This is a genomic window from Streptomyces sp. AK010, from assembly GCF_014207295.1.
GTDB lineage: Bacteria > Actinomycetota > Actinomycetes > Streptomycetales > Streptomycetaceae > Streptomyces > Streptomyces massasporeus.
Genome location: NZ_JACHCX010000002.1, coordinates 314,954 through 340,052, shown reverse-complemented (window position 1 = coordinate 340,052; position 25,099 = coordinate 314,954). Strand labels below are relative to the sequence as shown.

The window sequence follows — 25,099 nt, the reverse complement described above, 5'->3', positions numbered from 1 at the left end:
CTCCCGCAGGGCGCACACCGCCACAAGTGCCGTCGGGGTGACGCGGTCTCCTGCACGCCGGACAGACCGGCAGGGGCTGCCGGGACGCGACCGAGCCCTGCACGGCCAGGCCGGCTCCTCCCCGGGCTGGCTGGCCCGCTACCCGAGGGCCTGAACCGGCCCCAGCCAGCGCGGCACGGGCCTGGGGGCGGCAACGCCTGCGGCTCCCGCAGGGCGCACACCGCCACAAGTGCCGTCGGGGTGACGCGGTCTCCTGCACGCCGGACAGACCGGCAGGGGCTGCCGGGACGCGACCGAGCCGGGCGAAAGCGAGGTCGGGCGGCGGCGGGGGGACATGCTGTGCGGTGACGACGCGCGGCACACCCACGAACCGGAGGCGGGCCCGCACCCCTCTGCCCGGCGCCCGACCCCGACACACCTCCGGGCGAAGCACCCGCCCCCGCTTCCGCCGGGACGCCCCAGAGCCCGCCCCGCACGGCTCGCCCGCTGCCGGAGAGCCCGGCCCCCCCGCTCAAGCTGCCGGCCGGCCACCCGGCTTGTCAGCTACCCCGCCCGCGGCCCACCCACGAACCGGAGGCGGCGGGCTCGCCCCCCCCTCTGCCCGGCGCCCGACCCCGACACACCTCCGGGCGAAGCACCTGCCCCCTTCTCCGCCCGGGCGCCCCGGGGCTCGGCCCCGGCGGCGACGCCCATCGACAGCCCGGCCCGCCGCCGTGGCGCCCGCGGTGCGGGGTACGACATGCCGCCGGGCGGCCACCCCGGTCGAGGGGGTGGCCGCCCGGCGGGGTTCAGTCCTTGCCGAGCCGGACCACGTCGTCCGCCGGGCCGGCCGGTGCAGGGATCGTGGCCGCCGCCGTGTCGTCCCCGTCCGTGTTGATGCGTTCGATGATCGCCAGCCGCTCCCGTGTGTCCTCCGGCCTGATGTAGCCGACCAGGATGTACAGGACCAGCGACACCGCCAGCGGGATCGACACCTGGTACTGGAGCGGGACGCCGCCCTCGACGTTCCAGTTGATCGGGTAGTTCACCAGCCAGAACGCGAGCAGGCCCATCGACCAGCTGACCAGGGCCGCCGTGGGGCCGGAGCGGCGGAACGCGCGCAGCAGGCCAAGCATCATGGGGATCGCCATCGGGCCCATCAGACCGGCCACCCACTTGATGACGACCGTGATGATGTCCTTGAAGGCGGGGGAGTTGACCTGGGTCGCCGCCGCCATGGACAGACCGAGGAAGACGACCGTGGCGATACGGGCCACCCGCAGGCCCTGGCTCTGGTTCCAGGTCCGGGCCCTCGCCCAGATCACCGGCGCGCAGTCCCGGGTGAAGACGGCCGCGATGGCGTTGGCGTCGGAGGAGCACATGGCCATGGTGTGCGAGAAGAAGCCGACGATGACCAGGCCCAACAGGCCGTGTGGCAGCAGCTGTTCGGTCATCAGGGCGTATGAGTCCGAGCCGTCCGGCTTCTGCGACTCGACCAGCAGCGGCGACATCCACATGGGGAAGAACAGGACCAGGGGCCAGACCAGCCAGAGGATCGCCGAGAGGCGGGCGGAGCGCTCGGCCTCCTTGGCGTTCGGCGTGGCCATGTAGCGCTGGGCCTGGTTGAGCATGCCGCCGTTGTACTCGAAGAGCTTGATGAAGAGGAAGGCGAGCAGGAACACCGTGCCGTACGGCCCGACCAGCGGTTTCTCGTGGCCCTGGAGTTCGGGCGAGTCCCAGACGCCGAAGAAGCCGCCGTGGTCGTCGAGGCGTACGAAGACCGCCACGAACATCGCGATGCCGGCCAGCAACTGGATGACGAACTGGCCGAGTTCGGTCAGCGCGTCCGCCCAGAGGCCGCCGATCGTGCAGTAGATCGCCGTGATGCCGCCGGTGATGAGGATGCCCTGGTTGAGGGAGATGCCCGTGAAGACGGACAGCAGCGTGGCGATCGCCGCCCACTTCGCGCCCACGTCCACGATCTTCAGCAGCATCCCGGACCAGGCCAGCGCCTGTTGCGTCTTCAGGTCGTAGCGGTTCTTCAGGTACTCCAGCGGGGAGGCCACATGGAGCCGGGAGCGCAGCCGGTTGATGCGCGGGGCGAACAGCTTCGACCCGATGGCGATACCGAGGGCGATGGGGAAGGACCAGGTGACGAAGGACGTGACGCCGTAGGTGTAGGCGATGCCCGCGTACCCGGTGAACATCACCGCGCTGTAGCCCGACATGTGGTGCGAGATGCCGGACAGCCACCAGGGCATCTTGCCGCCGGCGGTGAAGAAGTCGCTGACGTTGTCGACGCGTTTGTGCGACCAGACGCCGATCGCGACCATCACGGCGAAGTAGCCGATGAGCACGGCCCAGTCGAGACCGTTCATGTGCGCCCTCCCAGGGATCGGCCCGGCGCTCATCGTGGGCGCTGCCGCGTGAACACGACAAGTCACCGTGAGGTCAAGGGGAGGTAAAATTGTTCGGCGTGATGGCCTTGGTTCATCTACATGAACGCATCATCTCGGCTCATCGCATCAGCTCCCCCGCGTTGACCAGCAAGGACTGCCCGGTGATGGCCCGCGCCCGGTCCGACGCCAGGAACACCGCCGCATCGGCCACGTCCGCGTCCGTGGCCAGCTCGGGCAGCGCCATCCGCCCGGTCAGCCGCTCCAGGACAGCCGCCTCCTCCACACCCTCCGACTGCGCCGCGAACTGCACGTACGCCTGCACCGGCGGCCCCCACATCCAGCCGGGCAGCACGGTGTTGACCCGGATCCGGTGTGGCCCGAGCTCCCGCGCGAGCGAGTACATGGCACTCGTCAGCGCGCCCTTCGACGCCGCGTACGCCGCCTGCCGCACCTGTGAGGGGGCGGCCACCGCCGACTGCGTCCCGACGAACACGACGGATCCGCCGGCCTCCTTGAGCGACGGCAGACAGGCCCGGGTCATCCGCAGCGTGCCCAGCAGGTTCACGTCGAGGACGGACCGCCAGGACTCGAAGTCGGCGTCCTCCAGACCACCGAAGTACCCGTCCAGCGCGGCCACATGGACGACGGCGTCGATCCCCCCGAACCGCTCCCGCGCCACCCGGGACAGCGCCTCGCACTGCGCCTCGTCACGGATGTCCGTGGAGCGGTACGCGGTGAGCTCCCCGTCGGGGTCGATCTCGGCGGCCGTCTTCGCCAGGCTCGCCTCGGTGCGGGCCCCGAGCACGACACGCCCGCCGTCCCGCACGACGGCCGCCGCGACCTGCCGCCCGAGTCCGGCCCCGACCCCCGACACGACGACCGTCTTTCCCGCGAGCAGTGACATGGCAGGACCTCCCCGGACCGGACCCTGGCGTTCTATCTGACGGAGCGTCAGAGTATGGGTCAGTCACCGACGAAGGGGAAGGGCATGAGCGAGGACACCCGCAGCGAGCTGTACGCCGAACTGGCCGCCGTCGGCCCCTACGGCACCCACCCCGGCCACGCCCTCATCACCATGGTCGAGCCGCATCCCGGCCACGAGTACGCCTACAACCGCTGGTACGAGGACGACCACTACTACGCCGGTGCGATGGCCATGCCCTGGATGTACGCGGGCCGCCGCTGGGTGGCGACCCGGGACCTGCAACTCCTGCGCTACCCCGAGAAGTCGGCCATCGCCCGGCCGGTCACCGCGGGCTGCTACCTCTCCACGTACTGGATCACCGCCGGCCGCTACGACGACCACATGCGCTGGACGGTCGCCATCAACAAGCGCCTCAACCGGGACGCCCGCGTCTACCACGACCGCACCCACGTCCTCACGGCGTTCCAGAACCACGAGGCGACGGTGTACCGCGACGGCGCGGCCGGCCCCCGGGACGTCCACGCCCTCGACCACCCCTACGCGGGCCTGGTCCTCCAAGTCGTCGAGGCGGACACCCCCGAGCAGCGCGCCCCGCTCCTTCAGTGGCTGCGCACCCGCCACCTCCCCGAACGCCTGGCGGGCTCCCCGGCCGCGCTGGTGACGCTCTTCAGCCCGACCCCCCTCCCCGGCGACCGCATGACGTACGTGAAGCAGGTCGAGGGCGTCGACACCCGGCTGACGCTGCTGTGGTTCCTCCGGACGGACCCGAGGGAGTGCTGGGACACCTGCTTCACGGGCCTCGACGCGGCGGTGGCGGAGTCGGGTCTGGGCAGGGTGGAACTGGTGGCGCCGTTCATCCCGACGGTGCCGGGCACGGACACGTACGTGGATCTGCTGCGCTGAGGCCGCCGCACGGCACGGGGCTACCCTCGGCTCTCATGAAGCGCGCCTGGATGCTGCCGATCCTGCTGGTGCTCGCCGGCTCGGCCGGTGCCGCGGGGCTCGTCCTCACGGGGAGCACCGCCTCCGCCGTAGTCACGCTTCTCTTCTTCCTCCTGCTCGCGGGCACGCACTCGCCGCTGGTCTTCCCCCGGTCCGTCGGGGCGCCGGAGGCGGAGCGGCGCAGCGCGGCCGACGGACGGCCGGTCGTCTACGGGCGGCCGGGCTGCCAGTACTGCCTGCGGCTGCGCGTCCGCCTGGGCCGGGACGCCCGCCGGGTGCACTGGGTCGACATCTGGCGGGACCCGGCCGGGGCCGCGGTGGTGCGGGCGGCCAACCAGGGAAACGAGACCGTGCCGACCGTCGTCGTGGCGGGCCGGGCGCACACCAACCCCGACCCGGCGTGGGTGCGCGAGCGGCTCACCGGGTGAAGAGTGCCGCCGCGTTGTCGTGGCACACGGCCCTGAGCCACTCCTCGCCGAGGCCGAGGCGTTCCAGGGCCTGGAGCTGGTGCAGGTACGGGTAGGGGATGTTGGGGAAGTCGGAGCCGAACAGGATGCGGTCGCCGAGCGCGGCGAACCGGGGCAGGGCCTCGCGCGGGTACGGCATGAAGTCCTCGGTGAAGTCCGTGAACGCCATCGTCGTGTCCAGCCGCACCTCGTCGTACCGCTCGGCGAGGTCGAGGAACTCCTCCCACTCGGGCATGCCCATGTGCGCGACGATCAGCCGCAGCCCCGGGTGCCGCGCCAGCAACCGCGCGACGGGCTCGGGGCCCGTGTGCTTGCCGGGCGCGGGCCCGGAGCCGCAGTGCATCACCACGGCTATCCCGGCCTCGGCCAGCACTCCCCACGCCGGATCGAGCCGTTCGTCCGCCGGGTCGTACGCGCCCACCTGCACATGCGCCTTGAACACCCGCGCCCCCGCCGCCACGGCCTCGCGGACGTACGTCTCCACGTCCGGCTCGGGGTAGAGGGTGGCGGTGTGCAGGCAGTCGGGGGTGCGGCGGGCGAAGTCGGCGGCCCAGCCGTTCAGCCACGTGGCCATGCCGGGTTTGTGCGGGTAGAGCATCGAGGTGAAGGCCCGCACACCGAAGTCCCGCAGCAGCGCCGCCCGCTCCTCCTCGGCCTTCCGGTAGGTGATCGGCCACTCCAGCCCGCCGACCAGCGGCCCGTTGGTGTCGAAGTAGTCCCACACCTTGTGCAGCACCCGCTCCGGCATGAAGTGGGTATGGACGTCGATCAGCCCGGGAAGCCCCAGACGCCCCCAGAACCGGCGGACCTCACCGGCCTCCTCGGACACCTTGCGCTGCTCACTCATGCCGCTCCACGGGATCACCCTAGACCGACAGGCCCGGACAAGTCCTTCCGGCCCGGCACCAGTTCCGCCCATACCGTCTTGCCGTGGGCCGCGGACTCCACCACCCCCCAGCGGTGCGCGTACGCGGTGACGATCAGCAGTCCGCGCCCGCCCTCCGCGTCCTGCGCGACCGGCCCCGGGAGCCGTGGGATCCGGTCGCCCCGGGCGTCGGTGACCTCGATACGGAGCGTGCGGTCGGCGTGAAGACTCAGGGCCAGCCGGAAGTCCCTGCCCTGAACGCGCCCGTGCAGCACCGCGTTCGACGCCAGCTCGGCCACCACCTGAGCGGCGGCGTCGCAGGACTCGCCCCATTCGTCGAGCTGACGTTCGGTGAGCAGGCGCGCCAGTCGAGCACCTCTTCGAGTGGCGGAGAGCTGGAGCGTGAAGTGACGTACGGGGGTGCCGATTTCAGCGAGAGATTTCTGGCTCATGTCACCCAGCGTGGTCGCCCGTCCCTACCCTGAACAGCGACGACCACGGTACGGAGCGTGACTGTACGGGCGCGCGTCGGGGTCGTACGGCTCGTACGTCAGGAGGGGAAGGCGTGGAGGACGAGGAAGCTGCGGCCGTGCTCAGGACGGTCGGACGGCAGATCAAGATGTGGCGCGAGGCGGCCGGGCTGAAGCAGGCGGAGCTGGGGGCGGCCATCGGGTACGGCGAGGAGATGGTGTCGTCCGTGGAGCGGGCGCGGCGCGTTCCCAAGCCGGATTTTCTGGACAAGGCCGATGAGGTGCTCAGCGCGGGCGGCAAGCTCTCCGCGATGAAGGAGGACGTCCAAGGCTCGGTACCCGAAGAAGGTGAGGGACCTGGCAAGACTGGAGGAGGAGGCCGTCGAGCTCGGGGCCTACGACAACCACCAGATCAACGGACTGCTCCAGACACCGGAGTACGCCCAGGCCTTGTACGCGATGAGGCGTCCGGCTTTCACCGAGGAAGAGATCGAGCGCCATGTCACCGCGCGCATGGCACGGAAGGCCGTGTTCGATCGCGTGCCACGGGCGCTCATCACCTTTGTTCAGGAAGAGACGACGCTGCGGAGGCCGATCGGAGGCAGAATGGTGCTACGCCAACAGCTCGAACGCCTGTTGGAGGTAGGCAAGTTGCGGCACGTGTCGATCCAGGTCATGCCGACGAATTGAGAGGATCACGCGGGCATGGCGGGACCGTTCGGCGTGCTGAAACTCCAGGAGGGCAGGACGCTGGGGCACTTCGAGGCCCACCTGCACAACCGCGTGATCAGCGACCCTCGCGACGCCCAGATCCTGGACATGCGCTATGGAATGATCCGGGCGCAGGCCCTCTCGCCACGGGAGTCCCTGGCCTTCATTGAGAAAGTTCTGGGAGAAGAGACGTGACCACTGAGCTCGGCTGGTTCAAGAGCAGCTACAGCAGCAATGACGGTCCTGCTTGCGTCGAGGTAGCCATATCGAACCCCACCGTCCACATCCGCGACTCCAAGACCAAGGACGGTGCCCGACTGGCGTTTCCCGCTGAAGTCTGGGCTGATTTCCTGGAGTTCACGGCAGGGCGCTGACCCGGCGGGGTACACCGGACGGCCGTGCGCGGGGAGAATGATCGCCATGGCCACCTCCTCCACATCACGCGGCGCGCTGTCGCTCGCCGCCACCCTGCTCACCGCGACCATCGCCCTCTACATGGCGCTCGTCGCGTTCGGGAACATCACCGACTTCGGGACCAACCAGCAGTTCGTCCGGCACGTGCTGGCCATGGACACCACGTTCAAGGACGAGGACCTGATGTGGCGGGCCGTCACGAGCCAGGGGCTCCAGGACGCCGCCTACGTCGGGATCATCGTCTGGGAGACGGTCGCCGCGCTGGTCCTCATATACGGGAGCTGGCTGTGGGCCAGACGCGATGACCTGCGCGCCCGGCGGATGTCCACGTACGGGCTGCTGATGGTGATGCTGCTGTTCGGGGCCGGGTTCATCGCGATCGGCGGTGAGTGGTTCTCGATGTGGCAGTCGAAGAGCTGGAACGGGCTGGACGCCGCGACCCGGATCTTCCTGTTCAGCGGCGTCGTGCTGCTCGTCAACCAGCTGTCGGCGCCGCGGACGGAGACCTCCGCTACCTGACCACGGCTACGGTCGTGCCGACCGTGCCGAACGCCCACAGTGCCGTGCCGTCCGCCTTCCGCATCCGGACTCCGCCCGTCTTGGTGCCGGAGGCGGCTGGCGGCGGCGAGGCCCCGTCGACGGCGTTGGAGAAGGCGACCGAGATCCCGGACTTCGCGGCGAAATACATGATGTGCTCGATCTGGACGCCGTCCGAGCCGGTCGTGGCCGCGTTGCGCGACGACACCGTGTAAGTGCCCGGGTCGGGGCTGACCGAGCCCGGCCATACGGTGAACGTGCGGCGGGTCGCCTCGCTCGCGTCCACCAGCCAGACGCGCTTCTCACCGAGGGAGTAGACGACGCGCCGGCCGGTGCCGGAGCCGTCGGGCACCCTCGCCGGGGCCGACGGCGTGGGGGTGGGCTGCGCCGAGGCCGTGCTGCTCGGCTTGGCCGAGGTGGCGGCGGGATGCGAGCCCCGGTCCGCCTGCACGCCCAGGACCGTCACCGCGGCTATCGCTCCGACGGTCAGCCCGGTCACCCAGGCCCACGAAGGAAGTCGGGCAGGCACCGGCACGCATCTCCTCAGTCACGGGACCCCGCACCGCAACGGGGTTCCGATCATCGTACTGCGCACCCCATGCCCTTCAGTGCCCTCAGGGGCCGTCGGCCGCCTTGCGGACCGGGACCGGGCCCGTGCCTGCGCCGCGGGCGGTGTAGCGCGGCGTGCGCACCGGGGCCGGGTAGGAGAGGTGCACCAGGCGGGTCTGCTCCTGGCGCATGTGCATGAGCGACTCGAGGATGTAGCCCACGAGCAGCACGAGCGCCGCGATGGTCATGATCGCGGCGGCGAGGATCGCCGTGGGCACCCGGGGGACGGTGCCCGTCTCGACGAAGTCGACGATGACGGGGATGCCGAGGATGACCGAGACCAGGGCGAGCACGCCCGCGAGCACGGTGTGGACCAGCGAGGGGCGCTCGCGCCGTGCCAGGTCGAGGATGACCCGCAGGATGCGCCAGCCGTCCCGGTAGGTGCGCAGCTTGCTCTCGCCGCCGGCGGCCCGGACCCGGTAGTCCGTGAGGATCTCCGCGGTGGGCAGCCGCAGGTGCAGCGCGTGGATCGTCATCTCGGTCTCGGTCTCGAACTCGCGGGCCAGTGCCGGGAAGGACTTCACGAAGCGCCGCGAGAAGACCCGGTAGCCGCTGAGCATGTCCGTCACGTCGTTGCCGAACAGGGACCGGACGGCCCCGGTGAGCAGCTTGTTGCCGACCGCGTGCCCGGCCCGGTAGGCCCCGTCGTCGGTCACCCGGCGGGCTCCGACGACCTGGTCGTACGGCCCTTCGAAGAGCAGGTCCACCAGGTCGCGGGCGCGGGAGGCGTCGTAGGTGTCGTCGCCGTCGATGATGAGCAGCGCGTCGGCGTCGACGTCGGCGAAGGCACGGCGGATGACGTTGCCCTTGCCCTTGCGGGTCTCCTCCCGGACGATCGCGCCCGCGGCCCGGGCGACCTCCACGGTCCGGTCGGTGGAGGCGTTGTCGTACACGTAGACGACGGCCTCGGGCAGGGCCGCGCGCAGGTCGCGGACCACCTTGCCGACGGCCGCCTCCTCGTTGTGGCAGGGCACGACACACGCGATCGTCGGTTCCACGACCACTCCTCACTCGACCGGTTCCGCACACGGTTCCGCACACAGTCGGCACCTCATACATCAGCACCTCATACACTCGGACATAGTGCGATATGAGCGCGCCTGACCGGATGGTGCGACCCGGGTCGTTAGGCTCGCCGTGTGCCGGTCCTCGACTCTGTGACGCTGCGTGCGCGTGACGCCATCAAGGGCATCTGGCGCGAGGCCGCCAAGTTCGGCGTCGTCGGGGCGCTGGCCTTCGTCGTCGACAACGGCGGCTACAACCTGCTCGTCTTCGGTCTGCCCGGCGGCGTCGAGGGCGGGGTGATGCGGACCGCCCCCGTGCAGGCGTCCGTCATCGCGACGACCGCGGCCGCGCTCTTCAGCTGGGTCGGCAACCGCTACTGGACCTACCGTGGCCGGCACCGCGAGAAGGTGACGCGCGAACTGCTGCTGTTCCTCGTCGCGAACGGGGTCGGGCTCGCCATCACCGCGGGCACGGTCTACGCCTCGCGGCATCTGCTCGGGCTGGACTCGCCGCTCAGCGACAACACCGCCCGCATCCTCGGCTGGGTGCTCGCGACGCTGTTCCGCTTCTACGCCTACCGGCGCTACGTCTTCGTCGCTTCCTGAGCCGCTAACATCCGACATATGGGACAAAAGCCAACGGTGGCGCGTGCGCAGCGCTGGGTCTGGGTTCTGGCCGCCGTCGCCGCGCTCTGCTGCCTGGCCACGGTCCTCGTCTTCGCCCCGGGATTCATGAGCCCCGACAGTCTCGACCAGCTCCGGCAGGCCCAGGGCAAGGCTCCCCTGACCGACTGGCATCCGCCGGTGCTGAGCCTGGTGTGGCGGGCGCTCATCTCCCTGACCGGGTCGATCACCGCGATGCTCGTCCTCCAGTCCGCCGTCCTCTGGGGCGCGCTGTGGGTGCTGGCCCGGTGTGTGTGGGAGCTGACCCGGAGCCGCGGCGGGTCACTCGCCGTGCTCGGCGTGGGGCTCGCGCCCTTCGTGCTGAACTTCGCCGGGGTGGTGTGGAAGGACGTGCACGCCGCGTTCGCGCTGCTCGCCGCCTGCGCGGTCGCCTTCACCGGGCTGCGGCTGCGCGACAGGGACCCGCGTCCGGCCGTGCGGTGGGCGCTGCTGGGGCTCGGGGCCCTGTTCCTGGCCTACGCCATGCTGGTGCGCAAGAACGCCTTCGTCGCCGCGATCCCGGTGTTCGTCATGCTCGTCCTCGCCCTGTGGCGCGCCCCGGGACGCCGTACGTGGCTGGTGTGCACGGCCGCGCTCGTCGCGGCCCTGGTGGTGCCCGCCGCCGCGATCTCCCTGTTCGCGCAGCCCCTCCAGACGAAACAGGGCGCGCAGATCATGCTCGACGACCTCGTCCACGTCCTGACGGTGGACGAACTGCGCTCCGCGGACGTGCCGCCCGGACTGCGGGACCGGCTGGTGGCCTCGGCGCGGGAGTGCGACCGGGTCGGGGCCCTGTCGGACGCCTACTGGGCCTGCTACCGGCGCCCGGCGGACGGGCTGCGCGGGGACTCCGGCGAGATCACCTCGCTGTGGCTGCGTGAGATGAGCGGGCACGTGCCGGGCTATCTCCAGTACCGGCTGCGGCTCTTCGCGACGCTGCTGTTCGAGACCGACTACGTGTACAAGGCGGGCATCACCCGCAACGACCTCGGCATCAAGGTGGCGCACCCCCAGCTGGCGGCCATGCTCGGCACGTACGTCGAGGGCATGGCCGCGGACCTGCGGTGGCTGTTCCGCGGCTGGTTCTGGCTCACGGTCGCGCTGGTGCTGGCCGTCCGCCCCGGCCGGGGCCTGTTCGCCATGCCCGTGCGGGCGCTGGGTATCAGCTCGGCCGCCTACATCCTCGGCTATCTGCCGATCATGCCCGCGACGGACTTCCGCTACGTGTACTGGCCCGCGCTCGCCTGCGCCCTCGGCCTGCTGCTGCTCTGGCTGGGCCACGGCAGGACCGCACCGCCCCCCGCCGCTCCCGGCGCCACGGCCGGCCACGCCCTGCCAGCGCATCAGCCGGCGGACGCCGGAAGCCAGTAGGGCGCCGGAAGCCGCCCCCCGGGGGGACGGTTCAGTCGAGCACCGGCAGCAGCTCGGGCAGGTGCCCGTCCGAGGCCGCCGCCGCGCGCTGCCGCTCCCGCGGGACGTCCCCGTAGAGGGTGGTGCGGGGCCTGGCCGGACGCCCGGCCGCGTCCGCCACCGCGATGAGGTCCTTCACCGACTTGTACGACCCGTACGACGAGCCCGCCATGCGGGAGATGGTCTCCTCCATGAGCGTCCCGCCCAGGTCGTTCGCACCCGAGCGGAGCATCTCGGCGGCGCCCTCCGTGCCCAGCTTCACCCAGCTGGTCTGGATGTTGGGGATGTGCGGGTGCAGCAGCAGCCGGGCCATGGCCGTGACCGCGCGGTTGTCCCGCATGGTCGGGCCCGGGCGGGCGATCCCCGCGAGGTAGACCGGCGCGTTGGTGTGCACGAACGGCAGCGTCACGAACTCGGTGAAACCGCCCGTGCGCTGCTGGATGCCGACGAGGGTGCGCAGGTGCCCGAGCCAGTGCCGGGGCTGGTCGACATGGCCGTACATCATCGTCGAGGACGAGCGGATACCCAGCTCGTGGGCGGTGCTGACGACCTCGATCCAGTCGGCCGCGGGCAGCTTGCCCTTGGTGAGGATCCAGCGGACCTCGTCGTCGAGGATCTCGGCGGCCGTGCCCGGGATGGTGTCCAGACCCGCCTCCTTGGCGGCGGTCAGCCACTCGCGGATCGACATGCCGGTGCGGGTCGCGCCGTTGACGACCTCCATCGGCGAGAAGGCGTGCACGTGCATGCCGGGCACGCGTTCCTTCACGGCCCGCGCGATGTCGAAGTACGCCGTGCCCGGCAGGTCCGGGTGGATGCCGCCCTGCATGCAGACCTCCACCGCGCCCACGTCCCAGGCCTGCTGGGCGCGGTCGGCGACCTGGTCCAGGGAGAGGGTGTAGGCGTCGGCGTCGGTGCGGCGCTGGGCGAAGGCGCAGAAGCGGCAGCCGGTGTAGCAGACGTTGGTGAAGTTGATGTTGCGGGTGACGATGTAGGTGACGTCGTCGCCCACGGCCGACTTGCGCACGTCGTCGGCGATCCGGGCGAGGGCGTCCAGCGCCGGGCCGTCCGCGTGCAGCAGGGCCAGCGCCTCGTCGTCGGTGAGCCGCGTGGGGTCGTCGGCCGCGGTGCGCAGGGCCTCGCGTACGTCGGTGTCGATGCGCTCGGGGGCCATGCCCGGGGCGGCGGCCTCGCGCAGGGCGCCCCAGTCGCCGTACACCTCGTCGAAGTCGTCCCGGCGGTCGGAGGTGCGGCCCTCGGTGTCGATGGAGCTGTGCAGGTCGGTGCGGCCGGACGCGACGAAGACCTCCTCCGGCTCCTGCCACGGCAGGCCCTGCGGCAGGGCGTCGGGGCGAGCCAGCCCGGTCTCCGGGTCGGCCAGCGCGGCCACGTGCGGGCGCAGCCGCGGGTCCAGCCAGGGCTCGCCGCGCCGCACGAACTCCGGGTACACGCAGAGGCGTTCGCGCAGCTCGAACCCGGCGGCGCGGGACTTCTCGGCGAGCTGCTCGATCTGCGGCCAGGGGCGCTCGGGGTTGACGTGGTCGATGGTGAGCGGGGAGACCCCGCCCCAGTCGTCGATGCCCGCCTTGATCAGCCGCTCGTACTCGTCGTCGACGAGGTTGGGCGGGGCCTGGATGTTGCCGCTCGGGCCCATGAGGAGCCGGGCGACGGCCACCGTGGCGACCAGTTCGTCCAGTTCCGCGTCGGGCATGCCGCGCATCGCGGTGTCCGGCTTGGCGCGGAAGTTCTGGATGATCAGCTCCTGGACGCCGTGGTAGGCGCGGGAGACCTTCCGCAGCGCGAACAGCGACTCGGCGCGCTCCTCGTAGGTCTCGCCGATGCCTATGAGGACGCCCGAGGTGAAGGGCACGGAGGACCGCCCGGCGTCCTCCAGCACGCGCAGCCGCACCGCGGGCTCCTTGTCGGGGGAGCCGTAGTGCGGGCCGCCCGGCTCCGACCAGAGGCGGGTCGCGGTGGTCTCCAGCATCATGCCCATGCTGGGCGCGACCGGCTTCAGCCGCTGGAAGTCCGTCCAGCTCATGACGCCCGGGTTCAGGTGCGGAAGCAGGCCCGTCTCCTCCAGAATCCGGATGGAGATGGCCCGGACGTAGGCGAGGGTGTCGTCGTAGCCGTGCGCGTCGAGCCACTCGCGCGCCTCGGGCCAGCGGTCCTCGGGCTTGTCGCCGAGGGTGATGAGGGCTTCCTTGCAGCCGAGGGCGGCGCCCTTGCGGGCGATGTCCAGCACCTCGTCCGGCGACATGAACATCCCGTGGCCCTCCCGGCGCAGCTTGCCCGGGACGGTGACGAAGGTGCAGTAGTGGCACTTGTCCCGGCACAGCCGGGTCAGCGGGATGAAGACGGACTTGGAGTACGTGATGACGCCGGGCCGCCCCGCCGCCGCCAGGCCCGCGTCCCGCACCCGGGCGGCCGAGGCCGACAGGTCCTCCAGCCGCTCGCCCCGGGCCTGGAGCAGCACCGCCGCCTCGGCGACGTCGAGCGAGACACCGTCCCTGGCCCGTTTCAGGGCGCGACGCATGGAGTTGTCGGTGGGGCCGGTTCCGGGGGTCGCGGAGGTCGTCATCCTTCGAGCATACGAGTGCGCTGATCAGCCGAGACAGCGGCGCCGGGGTCGGGGGCGCGTTTCGGGGCCGGGGGTTCGGGTTCGTCGGCGGGTGCGGGCGCCGGGTGGTTCCTCGCGCAGTTCCGCGCCCCTGAAGGTCCGCCGGCCATCCTTCAGGGGCGCGGGCAACTGCGCGACCGGCCACGACGAACCCGCGGTCGGCCACACACCCGGCGTCGGCGGACGAGACCCCGACTACCCCACGAACACCCCGTACCGGTCCAGCGTCTTCAGCACCTCCGCCTCCCCCGCCGGAGGCAGCTGCGCCACGACCTCCTCGATACCGAGGTCGGCGTAGTGGGCGAGCTTGCCCGGGGTGGGGTGGACGGCGTAGGGGACGATCCGGAGGGCCTGGGGGTCGCGGCCGGCGTCGGCCCAGACGGTGCGCAGGACGGGCAGCGCCTCGCCCAGACCACGGCCGCCGATCGGCAGCCAGCCGTCGGCGTACTCGCTGATGTGCGTGAACAGCGTGGGCCCGGCCGCCCCGCCGACGAGCGTGCGCGGGCCGACGACCGGGCCGCGCGGCTTCTGCACGGGCTTCGGATACGCGTGGCTGGCCCGGACGCCGCCGAACTCCCCTTCGTAGGAGACCGGTTGCTCCGACCACAGGGCCCGCATCAGCGCCATCCGGTCCCGGACCAGCTCGCGCCGGGCACTCCACCGCACGCCGTGGTCGGCGGCCTCCTCGACGTTCCAGCCGAAGCCGAGCCCGAGCGTGAACCGGCCGCCGGAGAGGTGGTCGAGGGTGGCGATCTGCTTGGCCAGGGCGATCGGGTCGTGCTGGGCTACGAGCGTGATGCCCGTGCCGAGCCCGAGCCGCTCGGTGACGGCGGCGGCCTGGCCGAGGGCCACGAACGGGTCGAGGGTACGCCCGTACTCGGGCGGCAGCTCACCGCCGCCCGGGTACGGGGTGGTCCGCTCGACGGGGATGTGGGTGTGCTCGGGCAGGTACAGCCCCGCGAAACCGCGGTCCTCCAGCTCCCGGGCCAGCCGGGTCGGGGTGATCGTCTCGTCGGTGAGGAAGATCGTCACGGCGATGCGCATGACGTATCTCTACCGGAGGGCGGCTCGACTGTCGATACCGACCAGTCGGATTTCCAGATGAGCCCAGCGACGGGTGCCCGCACATCCTCCCGGCAGCGCACGGCTGTTTCCCCGTTCACCGCCGTCCGATTCCCGTCCCTTGCACACCGGTTCACGGCTGACTACAAGGGTGCACACGCACCACCCCGCACCACCCGTGCCACGTCACCGACGACACCTGGGGAGCAGCAGCATGTGCGAGGACAGCCACGGCGGGCTCGGTCGGCGCGCTCTGTTCGTGACGGGAGCGGCGGCCGCGCTTACCTTGGGAAGCGTGAGCTTCGCTTCAGCGGCGGACGGGGACCGGGAGAGCAGAACCGTGCGCGGCACGCTGCCGCCCGGCTCCCCCGACTTCGTGTACGTGCCCGTCGAGGTCCCGGCCGGTGTCCGGGAGCTCAAGGTCGCCTACACCTACGACCGGCCGTCCGTCCCGGCCGGCACCATGGGCAACGCCCTCGACATCGGCGTCTTCGACGACCGCGGCACCGAAATCGGCGGCCGGGGCTTCCGGGGCTGGTCGGGCGGGGCGCGCACCGAGTTCTTCATCCGCGCGGACGACGCGACGCCCGGCTACCTCCCGGGCCCGGTGCGCGAGGGCACCTGGCACATCGCGCTCGGCCCGTACACCGTCGCCCCGCAGGGCCTGTCGTACGAGATCACCATCACGCTGACGCACGGGGAGCCGGGCGAGGCCGCCGAGCCGGTGTATCCGCCGGAGCGGGCGAAGGGCCGGGGCCGGGCCTGGTACCGGGGCGACTGCCATCTGCACTCCTGGCACTCCGACGGCCGCCGCACCCCCGCCGAGATCGGGGAGCTGGCCCGGGCAGCCGGCCTGGACTTCATCAACTCCTCCGAGCACAACACGCACTCCGCGCACGCCCACTGGGCCGACGTCGCCGGGGACGACCTGCTCGTCATGCTGGGCGAGGAGATCACCACCCGCAACGGGCACGTTGTCGCGCTCGGCACCGACCCGGGCACCTTCGTCGACTGGCGCTACCGGGCCCGCGACAACCGCTTCGGCCGGTTCGCCCGGCAGATCCGCCGCGCCGGCGGCCTGGTCGTCCCGGCCCACCCGCACGCCACCTGCGTCGGCTGCAACTGGAAGTTCGGCTTCGACGAGGCGGACGCGGTCGAGGTGTGGAACGGCCCCTACACGCCCGACGACGAGGTGGCGCTGGCCGACTGGGACAGCATGCTCGTGGCGTCCGTACGGGACGGGCGCGGCTGGCTCCCGGCGATGGGCAGCAGCGACGCCCACCGCTCCCCGGACGCGGTGGGCAGCCCCCAGACGGTCGTCCTGGCCGACGACCTGACCCGGGAGGCCATCCAGGAGGGCATCCGGGCGGGACGGTCCTACGTCGCCGAGTCCGCGCGGGTCGCGCTGTCGCTGCGGGTGTCCGGCGGGCGCGGTGAACACGCCGGGGTCGGCGAGCGGTTGAGGGTGGACCGCGACACCCCGGTCACCGTCCGCCTGGAGGTCAGCGGCGCCCCGCGCTGCACGGTCCGCCTCGTCACCGACCAGGGCGTCCTGCACACCAGCGACCCGCTGCCGGTCTCCGGCTCGGGCGTGGTCGAGTGGCGCACGACGCCGTCCTACGCGGCGTACGTACGGGCCGAACTGCGCCACGAGGCGGCGGCGGGACCGCTCCCCGGCCCGCTGGCGGCGTTCACCAACCCGGTCTTTCTCGGACGGTGAGATCGACTGCCGGACCCCCTTGGTTCCAGGTCACGATCCGCATGCACAGCACCCGCTCCGGGCCCGCCGCGTCAGGGGATCATTGGAGCAGGACCGCTTGCAGAAACCGTGAGAGCTCCGTGCCGAAGGAGACCCGCAGACGATGGCCCGCCGCACCGACCTGAGGTTCCGCGCCACCACGGCCTTCCAGCGCCGCCTCAACCCGATCCTGCGCCGCCTCCCCCTCCAGACGGTCCTGGAGACCACGGGCCGTGTCTCGGGCCTGCCCCGTCGGACACCGGTGGGCGGACGCCGCGTCGGCGGCTCCTTCTGGCTGGTGTCGGAGTTCGGCGAACGGTCCCAGTACGTCCGCAACATCAGGGCGGACCCGAGGGTGCGGGTACGGATCCGCGGGCGGTGGCACGGGGGCACCGCGCATCTGCTGCCCGAGGACGACCCGGTGGCCCGGCTGCGGAGGCTGCCCCGGGTGAACAGCCTGGGCGTACGGGCCCTCGGGACGAACCTGCTGACGGTTCGGGTGGATCTGGACGCCTGAGCGGCGTCACCCCGGCCAGACGATGGCCTGCACCTCGCTGTAGGCGTGCAGCGCGTAGCTGCCGACGTCCCGGCCGACGCCGCTGCGCTTGAAGCCGCCGAAGGGCGCCTCCATGTTCCGCCCGACCGTGTTGACCCCGACGCCTCCGGCCCGCAGCCGGCGCGCCACCCGGAAGGCCCGGGCCACGTCGCCCGACCAGACGTAGTCGATGAGCCCGTAGTCGGTGTCGTTGGCGAGCGCGACGCCCTCGTCCTCGTCGTCGAAGGGGACGACGGCCACCACCGGCCCGAAGATCTCCTCGCGGACCACGCGCATGTCGTTGGTGCAGTCGGCGAGCAGGGTCGGGGCGACGTAGAAGCCCGAGGGAAGGTCCGGGCGTTCGCCGCCCGTCACCACCACCGCGCCCTCCTTCCGGCCCAGTTCGACGTACGACTCCACCCGGTCCCGGTGGCTCGCCGAGATCACCGGCCCGACCACGGTGTCCGGCTCGCGAGGGTCACCGACCTTCAACCAGCGAGCGTAGGAAGCCAGTTGCTCGACCAGCCGGTCGTAGACCCCCCGCTGCGCCAGCACCCACGTCGGTGCCGTGCAGATCTGCCCGCTGTAGAAGGAGAAGGTGGTGCCGATCCCGGCGACGGCCGAGCCCAGGTCGGCGTCGTCGAAGACGAGCGCCGCGCCCTTCCCGCCCAGCTCCATCAACTGCCGTTTCATGCCCCGCCCGCACACCTCGGCGATGCGCTGCCCGACCGCCGTGGAGCCGGTGAAGCTCACCATGTCGACGTCCGGCGACTCCACGGCCGCCTCGCCGACCTCCGTACGGGAGCCGCTGACGACGTTCACCACGCCCGGTGGCACGCCCGCCGCCTCCAGGGCCTGAGCCATCCGGTACACCGACAGCGGGTCCTGCGGGGCGGGTTTCACCACGACCGTGTTGCCCATCGCCAGAGCGGGGGCGATCTTGCCGGCCGGGTTGGCCCAGGGGTTGTTGTACGAGGTGATGCAGGTGACGACCCCGACGGGCTGCCGGACGGCCAGGGCGCCCATCACACCGGCCCTCCCCATCGGCCCGGCCTCGTTGATCTGGGGCGGGATCGCCCACTCGGCGGGCTCCACGCGCGCGTAGCGCCGGAAGCGGGCGGCGGCGACCCCGACCTGCATGGCGCGTGCGGTGCCGAGCGTCGCGCCGGTCTCGGCCCGGGCCAGTTCGGCGTACTCCGTCAGCCGGCCGGCGATGATCCCCGCCGCCCGGCCGAGCACCGCGGCCCGCTCCTGCGGTGAGGTGCGCGACCACGGCCCGAAGGCCTCGCGGGCCGCGGCACAGGCCGCGAGCACCTGATCCCGCGAGGCCTCCGGCGCCCACCCGACGGTCTGTTCGCCCGCCGGGTCGATCACCTCGTGGTGCCCGCCGTCCGGCTCCACCCAGGAGCCGCCGACGAACAGCGCCTGGCGTGCCGTCACCGCGTGCTCACCGTCTCCGTGTCCCGCCCGGAGCGCAGCACCCGGCCCGGTACGGCGCCGGTCACCACGTCGTCCCGGATCGCCTCGACCCCGTTGACCCAGACGGCCCGTACGCCGAGCGCCCGGGAATCCAGCCGGGGGCTGTCGCCCGGCAGGTCGTGCACCAGGGTGGCCGGGCCCGCGTCGATGCGCTCCGGGTCGAGCAGGACCAGGTCGGCGTGCCAGCCCTCCCGGACCTGCCCGCGCTCCCGCAGCCCGAAGAGCCGGGCCGGGTCGTCGGTCAGCATCTTCACGGCCTGCTCCAGACCGGCCAGCTTCCGCCCCCGCAGGCAGTCCCCGAGGAACCGGGTGGTGTACGGCGCCCCGCACATCCGGTCCAGATGGGCGCCCGCGTCGGACCCGCCCAGCAGCACGTCCTCGTGGCGCCAGGTCTGAGCCCGCAGCTCCCAGGACGCCGGGTCGTTGTCGGTCGGCATCGGCCACAGCACCGTGCGCAGTCCGTCGTTGGCGCAGATCTCCACCAGACAGGCGAAGGGCTCCTGACCGCGCTCCTCGGCGATGTCGTTCACCACGCGCCCGGTGAGCCCGGCGTTCGCCTCGCTGTAGGTGTCGCCGATGACGTACCGCCCGAAGTTCGCGAGCCGCCGGAAGACCCCCGCCTCCTTGGACCGGGCCCGCCGCAGCAGTTCGGCCCGCACCCGCGGATCCCGCAGCTTCTCGATCCGCTCGGGCAGGGGCAGCCCGAGCACCGGACCCCACCCGGGGATGAGGTTCAGCGCGCAGAAGGTCCCCAGCGACATGTTCATCGGCGTGAGGATCGGCATGGTCAGCGCCACGACCCGGCCGCCCGCCTTCCTCGCCTGCTCGCTCGCGAGCAGCTGCCGGGGCACGCGCTCGGGAACGGCCGCGTCGATGGTCAGCACGTTCCAGTTCAGCGGCCGCCCCGCCACCGCGCTCATCTCCACGAACAGATCGATCTCCGCGTCGCTGAACTGATCCAGACAGCCCGCGACGATCGCCTCGATCTGTGTGCCCTCGCACTCCCCGACCGCGCGTGACAGCGCCAGCAGTTCGGCCGGCTGGGCGTGCCGCGAGGCGACGGGCTGTCCGTCGCCGTCGGAGTGACTGGACGACTGGGTGGTGGACAGCCCCCACGCCCCGGCGTCCATGGCCTCCCGCAGCAGCCGCACCATCGCGGCGAGCTGCTCCTGGGTCGGCTGCCCGCCCACCGCCTGAGGCCCCATCACGTACCGCCGCAGCGCACAGTGCCCCACCATGAACCCGGCGTTGACGGCGATCCGGCCTTCCAGGGCGTCCAGGTACTCCCCGAAGGAGTGCCAGTTCCAGGGCGCCCCCTCCTCCAGCGCCACCAGCGCCATGCCCTCGACCCGGGACATCATCCGCCGCGTGTAGTCGGCGTCCCCGGGCCGGTCGGGGTGCAGCGGCGCCAGCGTGAACCCGCAGTTCCCTCCAGCGACGGTGGTGACCCCGTGGTTGAGCGAGGGCGTGGCGTACGGGTCCCAGAAGAGCTGGGCGTCGTAGTGGGTGTGGGGGTCGACGAAGCCGGGGGTGAGGACGAGGCCGTGAGCGTCCTCGGTGGTGCGGGCTTCCTGGGTGACCTCACCCATGACGGTGATCCGCCCGTCCTTGATCCCGACGTCGGCGCTGAAGGCCGGGGCACCCGTCCCGTCCACGACGGTGGCGCCCCGGACGACGTGATCGAGCATGGGGGGCTTCCTCTCAACTCCGGTGCGATGTCCTGCCTCAGGGGCGCGGGGAACTGCGCGATCAGCCACCACTCACCCGCGCCCGCCAACGACGCTCAAACACCCCGACGGAACCGCGAGGTCCGATGAACGGGATCCGTATCGATCTTGGGAATCACGTGCTCCCCGACGAGCCGGATCGTCTGCAGCGTCTCCTCCTTCGGCACCCCCACGGGCAACCCGAAACTCAACTGATCCGCCCCGGCCCGCTCCCACCGCTCGCACTGCCGCAGCACCTCGTCCGGATCCCCGCAGATCAGCAGCTCCTCCTCGATGAGCACCTCCACGAACTCCTCGGTGTACTCCGGCAGCGTCTCCGGCCACACCGGGAACCCCTCGGGCCGCGGGAACGTGTCGTGGTACCGGAACACCAGCGAGGGCAGATAGTGCAGCCCTCCGCTCGCCGCGATCCGCACCGCCTCCGCATGGGTCGGCGCGCAGATCGCCGTGGTCGTCACCATCACGTTGTCGTTCACGAAGGCCCCGACCGGCTCCGCGTCCACGATCGCCGTCTTGTACTGCTCCAGCACCCACTCCATGTCGGAGACCTTCTGCACGCTGAAGCCGAGCACGCCGAGCCCCTTCTTCGCGGCCATGGCGTACGACGGCGGCGACCCGGCGGCGTACCACATCGCCGGGTGCGCCCCGCCGTGCGGCTTCGGCAGGACCTTCCGCGGCGGCAGCGACCAGTGCTTGCCCTGGAAGCCCTGGTACTCGTCCTGGAGCCACATCTTGGGGAACTCGGCGATGGTCTCCTCCCAGAGTGCCTTGGTGTGGTTCATGTCGGTCACCCCCGGCATGAACCCGAGGATCTCGTGGGATCCGGCGCCCCGTCCGCTGCCGAACTCGAAGCGGTTGCCGCTGAGGTGGTCGAGCATCGCGACCTTCTCGGCGACCTTCACCGGGTGGTTGACCGGGGCCAGCGGGTTGAAGATGCCGGAGCCCAGGTGGATCCGCTCGGTCGCGTGGGCCAGGTAGCCGAGGAAGACGTCGTTGGCGGACAGGTGCGAGTACTCGTCCAGGAAGTGGTGCTCGGAGGCCCAGGCGTACTTGAAGCCGGACTTGTCCGCCTGGATGACGTACTCGGTCTCCTCCATCAGCGCCTTGTGCTCGGCGAGCGGGTCGGTCTCGGCCCGTTTGCCGACGTATCCCTGAACGAAGATGCCGAATTCCAAGGAGGTTCACCGCCCCACGATCGGTTCTGACGAAGCGTCAGATTTTATGGCTCCGACTGTTCCACCGGGTCTCCGTGAGCGTCAATACCTGACGGGACGTCAGATAACCGTGACCCCGGCCAGCCACCCACCGTCGATCACGAACGGCTGCCCCGTGATGTACGAGGAGTCCTGCGAGGTCAGGAACAGCGCGAGCCTGGCCACCTCCTCGGGCCGCCCGGCCCGGCCCAGTGGCACGAGCTTGCGGTACAGCCGGTCGAGGCCCTTCGCCGCCTCCTCCGGGTCGGCGTCCGGGTCGAGCCGGGCCGGGTTGGCCATCGCGGTGTCGATCGCCCCCGGGCAGACGGCGTTGACACGTATCCCGCGCCCCGCCAGTTCCAGCGCGGCCACCCGGGTCAGGCCGACCACGGCGTGCTTGGTCGCCGCATAGGACCCCACCGCGGCCATCCCGGTCAGGCCCGTGCAGGAGGCGGTGTTCACGATCGTGCCCCCGTCGGCCATCTCAGGCGCGACCGCCTTGATGCCTAGCAGGCAACCCACCTGATTGACCTGCACGACCTGCATGAACTCGTCGAGGGGCGTGTCGAGGAGGCTGTTGAAGCGCAGGATGCCGGCGTTGTTGACGAGCCCGTCGACGTGGCCGTACGTCTCCTTGGCCGCGGCGACGGCGGCCTGCCAGTCCCCCTCCCGGCCCACGTCGAGATGGACGTACCGGGCACCGATCTCCTTGGCCAGGGCCTCACCCCGGTCGTCGAGGACGTCCGCGACCACCACTCGCGCGCCCTCAGCGGCGAACAGCCTGGCCTCCTGCTCGCCCTGGCCGCGTGCGGCGCCTGTGACGAGGATGACACGTCCGTCGAGCTTGCCCATGAGGACTCCTTTCGCGGTGCATCGGCCGAGGTCAGCGTACCGCCGCAACTGACGGAACGTCAGATGTTGCACAAGCGCTTGCGCCAGCAATCCAAAGCGACCGACCAGTAGGGACATTTGACCCTGGGAGGCCCTTGCCGATCCCTTAATACTCCTCGACTGGAAGGTATAGACACTCTCAAGGAGAGCAGGCATGGGCAGGAGAAAGTTCAAGAACAAGAAGGTCCGGTACATCGCGATCGGGTGCTCACTCACGGCCGGTGCTGCCGTCGCCGCCGCATTGCTTCCCTCGGCCAACGCCGCCGGGGAGGAGAAGACGCCCGAGCAGATCGCCTCGATGTGCGAGCGGTCCGCGGTCCTCAACGGGAAAAAGCAGACGACAGCGGATTTCGGAGGCGGACTGGGAGACGGTTTCGCGGCCGACAACTGCGACTTCGTCGAGACCAAGTTCGAAACCTTCGACGGCCCCACCGAAAAGGTGACCGTCGACTTCCCGAACTGTGAACCGAACGCCACCGAACCGTCCAAGGTCACGACCGAGTGGACGAAGTCCATCGGTCAGGGCGAGGGCAAGTACACCGTCACCCAGCAGGGCGCCCTCGGCGGCCTGTTCGGCGCCCTGAGCGGCTCCTGGGTGAAACACAAGGGGACGCTGGACCTCACCGTCAGGACGGCCACCGCCAGCGAGTCGGAGACGCGGGAAGTCCCCGTCGGCAAGGTGCTGCACGTCACGTTCACCCCGAAGATGCAGCGCATGACCGGTGAGTGGCGGGTGCGGATCGACGCCCGCGAGGCGACCACCGTCACCAACGCCACGCCCGAGCAGAACTTCGTGGCGGAGGAGGTCGTCGAAGGCCCCGTCATCCGGCCCGGAGCCGCGGGCGCGCCGGGTCTCGCGGACGGCACCTCCAAGGCCGTCCTCGAGGACTGCTGACCTCCCGATCCGCACCACAGCCCCCCCCCTGAGACACCCCCCACGACCCCGTACAGGAGACAGACCATGACACGCGAAGGCCGCGGCAGAAGCCACCGGAGCAAGAAGAAGCGGATCACTCTCGCCCTGGCCCCGGTGGCCGCACTCGCGGTGATCGTCCCGCTCATGAACAGCGCGGGGGCGGCCACTCCGGACGAGGTGAGCGCCGACTGCAGCAGCGACTCGGACAAGCTGGAGAACTGCGAGTTCGTCCCCGTACAGGACAAGAAGAACAGTCTGGGTCCCAACGAGCGGGTCACCACGGTGACCGACAACTGCGGCGTCGGCACCGCGGCGACCAAGACCTTCAGCGGCACCGCCTCCGTGCAACGCGTCGTCCAGCTGGAGAACGGCTTCGGCGTGGACGGCAGCACAAAGCTCGGAAACTCCTTCTTCGAGATCGGCGTGAAGTTCAACACGCAGGAAATCAACATCAAGCGTGACGACACCGCGTCCTCCTTCACCTTCAGCAGGAGCGACACGGTGAAGCCGGATCACATCGCCTTCTTCATGTGGTCCCACAAGCGCACCGACGTGAGCGGATTCTTGCGTGCCACCTACAGGGAAGCGCAGGACGGCCAAACGGTGTTTTTCTCCCCGAGTGAGGGATCCACCGCAGTACACGTCTTCTATCCGCAACTGCTGAAGAACGGAACCCCGGACGGCCGACTGTGGCTGCGCAACGTCAAATGCGGCACGCCGCAGGCCGACGGAATTCTGAACAACCAGAACAGCGCCCGCGCCGAACCCGGATTCAACCAGGGCGGGGAAAACGTCACCGACGTGGAAGTCCCGCTGTCGGAGGTGCAGGTGTCGTAACCGACACCGCTTCGTTCTCAGACGCGAAGCACGGGCGCGGCACCCAGCCACCTGAGGACCGCGTCCGTCCTTCCCCTGGCGTCCAGCTTGGCGTAGATGTTGCTGAGGTTGTTGCGCACGGTCTTCTCGCTCAGCCCTAATCGCAGCCCGATCTCCTGGGCGCCCAGGCCGGTCGAGAGCAGTTCCATGATCTGCCGCTCACGCGGCGCGAGCCGGCCGCGCAGCCGCTCCGTCGCCACGTCCGGGGCGGCTGCCCGCCACTCCCGCTCGCGCAGGGCCGCGCACGCCGCCGGGGAGAGGTAGGTGTGCCCGGCCGGGGCCCCGACGAGGGCCGCGGAGAGCATGCAAGTGCAGTAGTCGCCCTCGACCAGGTATCCGGCGCCTCGCCGGAACACCTCCGCGACGGTCTCGGGGTCTTGGTACGGAGCCACCACGATCACCGGTGCCCCGCCCGTCCGCAACGCCCCCAGATCGTCGACCGGTTCCTTGGAGTACAGGACCACGGCGTCCACCCCCTCCGGTACACGGAAGGGCGATGGCGGGCGCAGCCTCACCGCCCGCTCGACGTACCGGTCGTCCGGGGCGGGCCAGTCGGGATGCGGCCAGGAGCCTCCCGGGCAGGCGAGGGCGACGGAGAGTTTCCGGGAAGTGCGCACGTCATTGTGTCCTTCCGGCGAAGCCGCGCGTGTCCGTACGTGTCCCTACGTCT

At 71.0% G+C, this 25,099-nt stretch carries 23 protein-coding genes and 1 pseudogene; 11 read left to right on the top strand and 13 right to left on the bottom strand.

Annotated features, from left to right (window positions below; translation table 11 throughout):
* Window positions 1-788: 788 nt before the first annotated feature.
* Together HDC93_RS04815 and HDC93_RS04810 are read right to left on the bottom strand one after the other, a co-directional pair.
* Window positions 789-2,357: a sodium:solute symporter family protein gene (locus HDC93_RS04815; RefSeq protein ID WP_185007471.1), complete on the bottom strand. Its 1,569-nt coding sequence runs from the start codon at window positions 2,355-2,357 to the stop codon at window positions 789-791.
* A 139-nt stretch (window positions 2,358-2,496) separates the two neighbouring features.
* Window positions 2,497-3,282 carry an SDR family oxidoreductase gene (locus tag HDC93_RS04810; RefSeq protein WP_185007469.1) on the bottom strand — a complete coding sequence of 262 codons (786 nt, stop codon included), beginning with the start codon at window positions 3,280-3,282 and terminating at the stop codon, window positions 2,497-2,499.
* An 84-nt stretch (window positions 3,283-3,366) separates the two neighbouring features.
* Between HDC93_RS04810 and HDC93_RS04805 the strand changes: the two genes are divergently transcribed.
* Both HDC93_RS04805 and HDC93_RS04800 read left to right on the top strand, forming a co-directional pair.
* Window positions 3,367-4,206 (top strand): hypothetical protein, encoded by an 840-nt coding sequence (locus tag HDC93_RS04805; protein WP_185007467.1) that lies wholly within the window; start codon window positions 3,367-3,369, stop codon window positions 4,204-4,206.
* 35 nt (window positions 4,207-4,241) lie between these two features.
* Window positions 4,242-4,673 carry a glutaredoxin domain-containing protein gene (locus HDC93_RS04800; RefSeq protein WP_185007465.1) on the top strand — a complete coding sequence of 144 codons (432 nt, stop codon included), beginning with the start codon at window positions 4,242-4,244 and terminating at the stop codon, window positions 4,671-4,673.
* Here the strand turns inward: HDC93_RS04800 and HDC93_RS04795 are convergent.
* Together HDC93_RS04795 and HDC93_RS04790 are read right to left on the bottom strand one after the other, a co-directional pair.
* Complete coding sequence (locus HDC93_RS04795) at window positions 4,663-5,559, bottom strand: amidohydrolase family protein (protein WP_185007463.1); 897 nt, start codon at window positions 5,557-5,559, stop codon at window positions 4,663-4,665. The two genes, HDC93_RS04800 and HDC93_RS04795, sit on opposite strands and share 11 nt — an antisense overlap.
* Window positions 5,560-5,573: 14 nt before the next feature.
* The gene (locus tag HDC93_RS04790) at window positions 5,574-6,029 is read right to left on the bottom strand and encodes an ATP-binding protein (RefSeq protein WP_185007461.1); all 456 of its coding nucleotides are present in this window, start codon (window positions 6,027-6,029) and stop codon (window positions 5,574-5,576) included.
* A gap of 167 nt (window positions 6,030-6,196) precedes the next feature.
* Between HDC93_RS04790 and HDC93_RS04785 the strand changes: the two are divergent.
* The 3 genes and pseudogenes from HDC93_RS04785 to HDC93_RS04775 all read left to right on the top strand — a co-directional run bounded on the left by HDC93_RS04785 (window position 6,197) and on the right by HDC93_RS04775 (window position 7,691).
* Window positions 6,197-6,953 (top strand): annotated as a pseudogene (locus HDC93_RS04785) (helix-turn-helix transcriptional regulator).
* The gene (locus HDC93_RS04780) at window positions 6,950-7,132 is read left to right on the top strand and encodes a DUF397 domain-containing protein (RefSeq protein ID WP_185007460.1); all 183 of its coding nucleotides are present in this window, start codon (window positions 6,950-6,952) and stop codon (window positions 7,130-7,132) included. Before HDC93_RS04785 ends, HDC93_RS04780 begins: the two are co-directional and overlap by 4 nt.
* A gap of 46 nt (window positions 7,133-7,178) precedes the next feature.
* On the top strand, window positions 7,179-7,691 hold the full coding sequence (locus tag HDC93_RS04775; RefSeq protein WP_185007458.1) for a DUF2165 domain-containing protein: 513 nt from the start codon (window positions 7,179-7,181) through the stop codon (window positions 7,689-7,691).
* Here the strand turns inward: HDC93_RS04775 and HDC93_RS04770 are convergent.
* Together HDC93_RS04770 and HDC93_RS04765 are read right to left on the bottom strand one after the other, a co-directional pair.
* Window positions 7,684-8,238: a hypothetical protein gene (locus HDC93_RS04770; protein WP_185007456.1), complete on the bottom strand. Its 555-nt coding sequence runs from the start codon at window positions 8,236-8,238 to the stop codon at window positions 7,684-7,686. The two genes, HDC93_RS04775 and HDC93_RS04770, sit on opposite strands and share 8 nt — an antisense overlap.
* Window positions 8,239-8,323: 85 nt before the next feature.
* Entirely contained in the window at window positions 8,324-9,322 is a 999-nt protein-coding gene (locus tag HDC93_RS04765) for a glycosyltransferase family 2 protein (protein WP_185007454.1), read from the bottom strand.
* 135 nt (window positions 9,323-9,457) lie between these two features.
* On the opposite strand from HDC93_RS04765, the gene HDC93_RS04760 reads away from it, so the two are divergent.
* Window positions 9,458-9,928: a GtrA family protein gene (locus tag HDC93_RS04760; protein ID WP_185007453.1), complete on the top strand. Its 471-nt coding sequence runs from the start codon at window positions 9,458-9,460 to the stop codon at window positions 9,926-9,928.
* Between the two features lie 18 nt (window positions 9,929-9,946).
* Complete coding sequence (locus HDC93_RS04755) at window positions 9,947-11,356, top strand: hypothetical protein (protein WP_185007451.1); 1,410 nt, start codon at window positions 9,947-9,949, stop codon at window positions 11,354-11,356.
* Between the two features lie 31 nt (window positions 11,357-11,387).
* On the opposite strand, the gene HDC93_RS04750 is transcribed toward HDC93_RS04755, so the two are convergent.
* Together HDC93_RS04750 and HDC93_RS04745 are read right to left on the bottom strand one after the other, a co-directional pair.
* The gene (locus HDC93_RS04750) at window positions 11,388-13,973 is read right to left on the bottom strand and encodes a bifunctional FO biosynthesis protein CofGH (RefSeq protein ID WP_185007449.1); all 2,586 of its coding nucleotides are present in this window, start codon (window positions 13,971-13,973) and stop codon (window positions 11,388-11,390) included.
* Between the two features lie 234 nt (window positions 13,974-14,207).
* Window positions 14,208-15,056, bottom strand: coding sequence for an LLM class F420-dependent oxidoreductase (locus HDC93_RS04745; RefSeq protein WP_185007447.1), 849 nt, complete (start codon window positions 15,054-15,056; stop codon window positions 14,208-14,210).
* A 232-nt stretch (window positions 15,057-15,288) separates the two neighbouring features.
* Here HDC93_RS04745 and HDC93_RS04740 point away from each other — a divergent pair, with 232 nt between their 5' ends.
* Window positions 15,289-16,794, top strand: coding sequence for a CehA/McbA family metallohydrolase (locus tag HDC93_RS04740; RefSeq protein ID WP_185007445.1), 1,506 nt, complete (start codon window positions 15,289-15,291; stop codon window positions 16,792-16,794).
* Between the two features lie 142 nt (window positions 16,795-16,936).
* A complete protein-coding gene (locus HDC93_RS04735; protein ID WP_185007443.1) occupies window positions 16,937-17,329 on the top strand; it encodes a nitroreductase/quinone reductase family protein in 393 nt (130 codons plus the stop codon).
* A gap of 6 nt (window positions 17,330-17,335) precedes the next feature.
* On the opposite strand, the gene HDC93_RS04730 is transcribed toward HDC93_RS04735, so the two are convergent.
* From HDC93_RS04730 to HDC93_RS04715, 4 genes are all read right to left on the bottom strand, one after another.
* On the bottom strand, window positions 17,336-18,787 hold the full coding sequence (locus HDC93_RS04730) for an aldehyde dehydrogenase family protein (RefSeq protein WP_185007441.1): 1,452 nt from the start codon (window positions 18,785-18,787) through the stop codon (window positions 17,336-17,338).
* Window positions 18,784-20,514, bottom strand: coding sequence for an amidohydrolase family protein (locus tag HDC93_RS04725; protein WP_185007439.1), 1,731 nt, complete (start codon window positions 20,512-20,514; stop codon window positions 18,784-18,786). The genes HDC93_RS04730 and HDC93_RS04725 overlap by 4 nt, the downstream gene beginning before the upstream one ends.
* Before the next feature lie 95 nt (window positions 20,515-20,609).
* Window positions 20,610-21,728, bottom strand: coding sequence for an LLM class flavin-dependent oxidoreductase (locus HDC93_RS04720; protein WP_185007437.1), 1,119 nt, complete (start codon window positions 21,726-21,728; stop codon window positions 20,610-20,612).
* A 99-nt stretch (window positions 21,729-21,827) separates the two neighbouring features.
* On the bottom strand, window positions 21,828-22,598 hold the full coding sequence (locus HDC93_RS04715; protein ID WP_185007435.1) for an SDR family NAD(P)-dependent oxidoreductase: 771 nt from the start codon (window positions 22,596-22,598) through the stop codon (window positions 21,828-21,830).
* Window positions 22,599-22,791: 193 nt separating this feature from the next.
* On the opposite strand from HDC93_RS04715, the gene HDC93_RS04710 reads away from it, so the two are divergent.
* Both HDC93_RS04710 and HDC93_RS04705 read left to right on the top strand, forming a co-directional pair.
* A complete protein-coding gene (locus tag HDC93_RS04710; protein ID WP_185007433.1) occupies window positions 22,792-23,532 on the top strand; it encodes a hypothetical protein in 741 nt (246 codons plus the stop codon).
* 66 nt (window positions 23,533-23,598) lie between these two features.
* Entirely contained in the window at window positions 23,599-24,390 is a 792-nt protein-coding gene (locus HDC93_RS04705) for a hypothetical protein (protein WP_185007431.1), read from the top strand.
* A 17-nt stretch (window positions 24,391-24,407) separates the two neighbouring features.
* On the opposite strand, the gene HDC93_RS04700 is transcribed toward HDC93_RS04705, so the two are convergent.
* On the bottom strand, window positions 24,408-25,046 hold the full coding sequence (locus tag HDC93_RS04700; RefSeq protein ID WP_185007429.1) for a response regulator transcription factor: 639 nt from the start codon (window positions 25,044-25,046) through the stop codon (window positions 24,408-24,410).
* Window positions 25,047-25,099 lie beyond the last annotated feature (53 nt).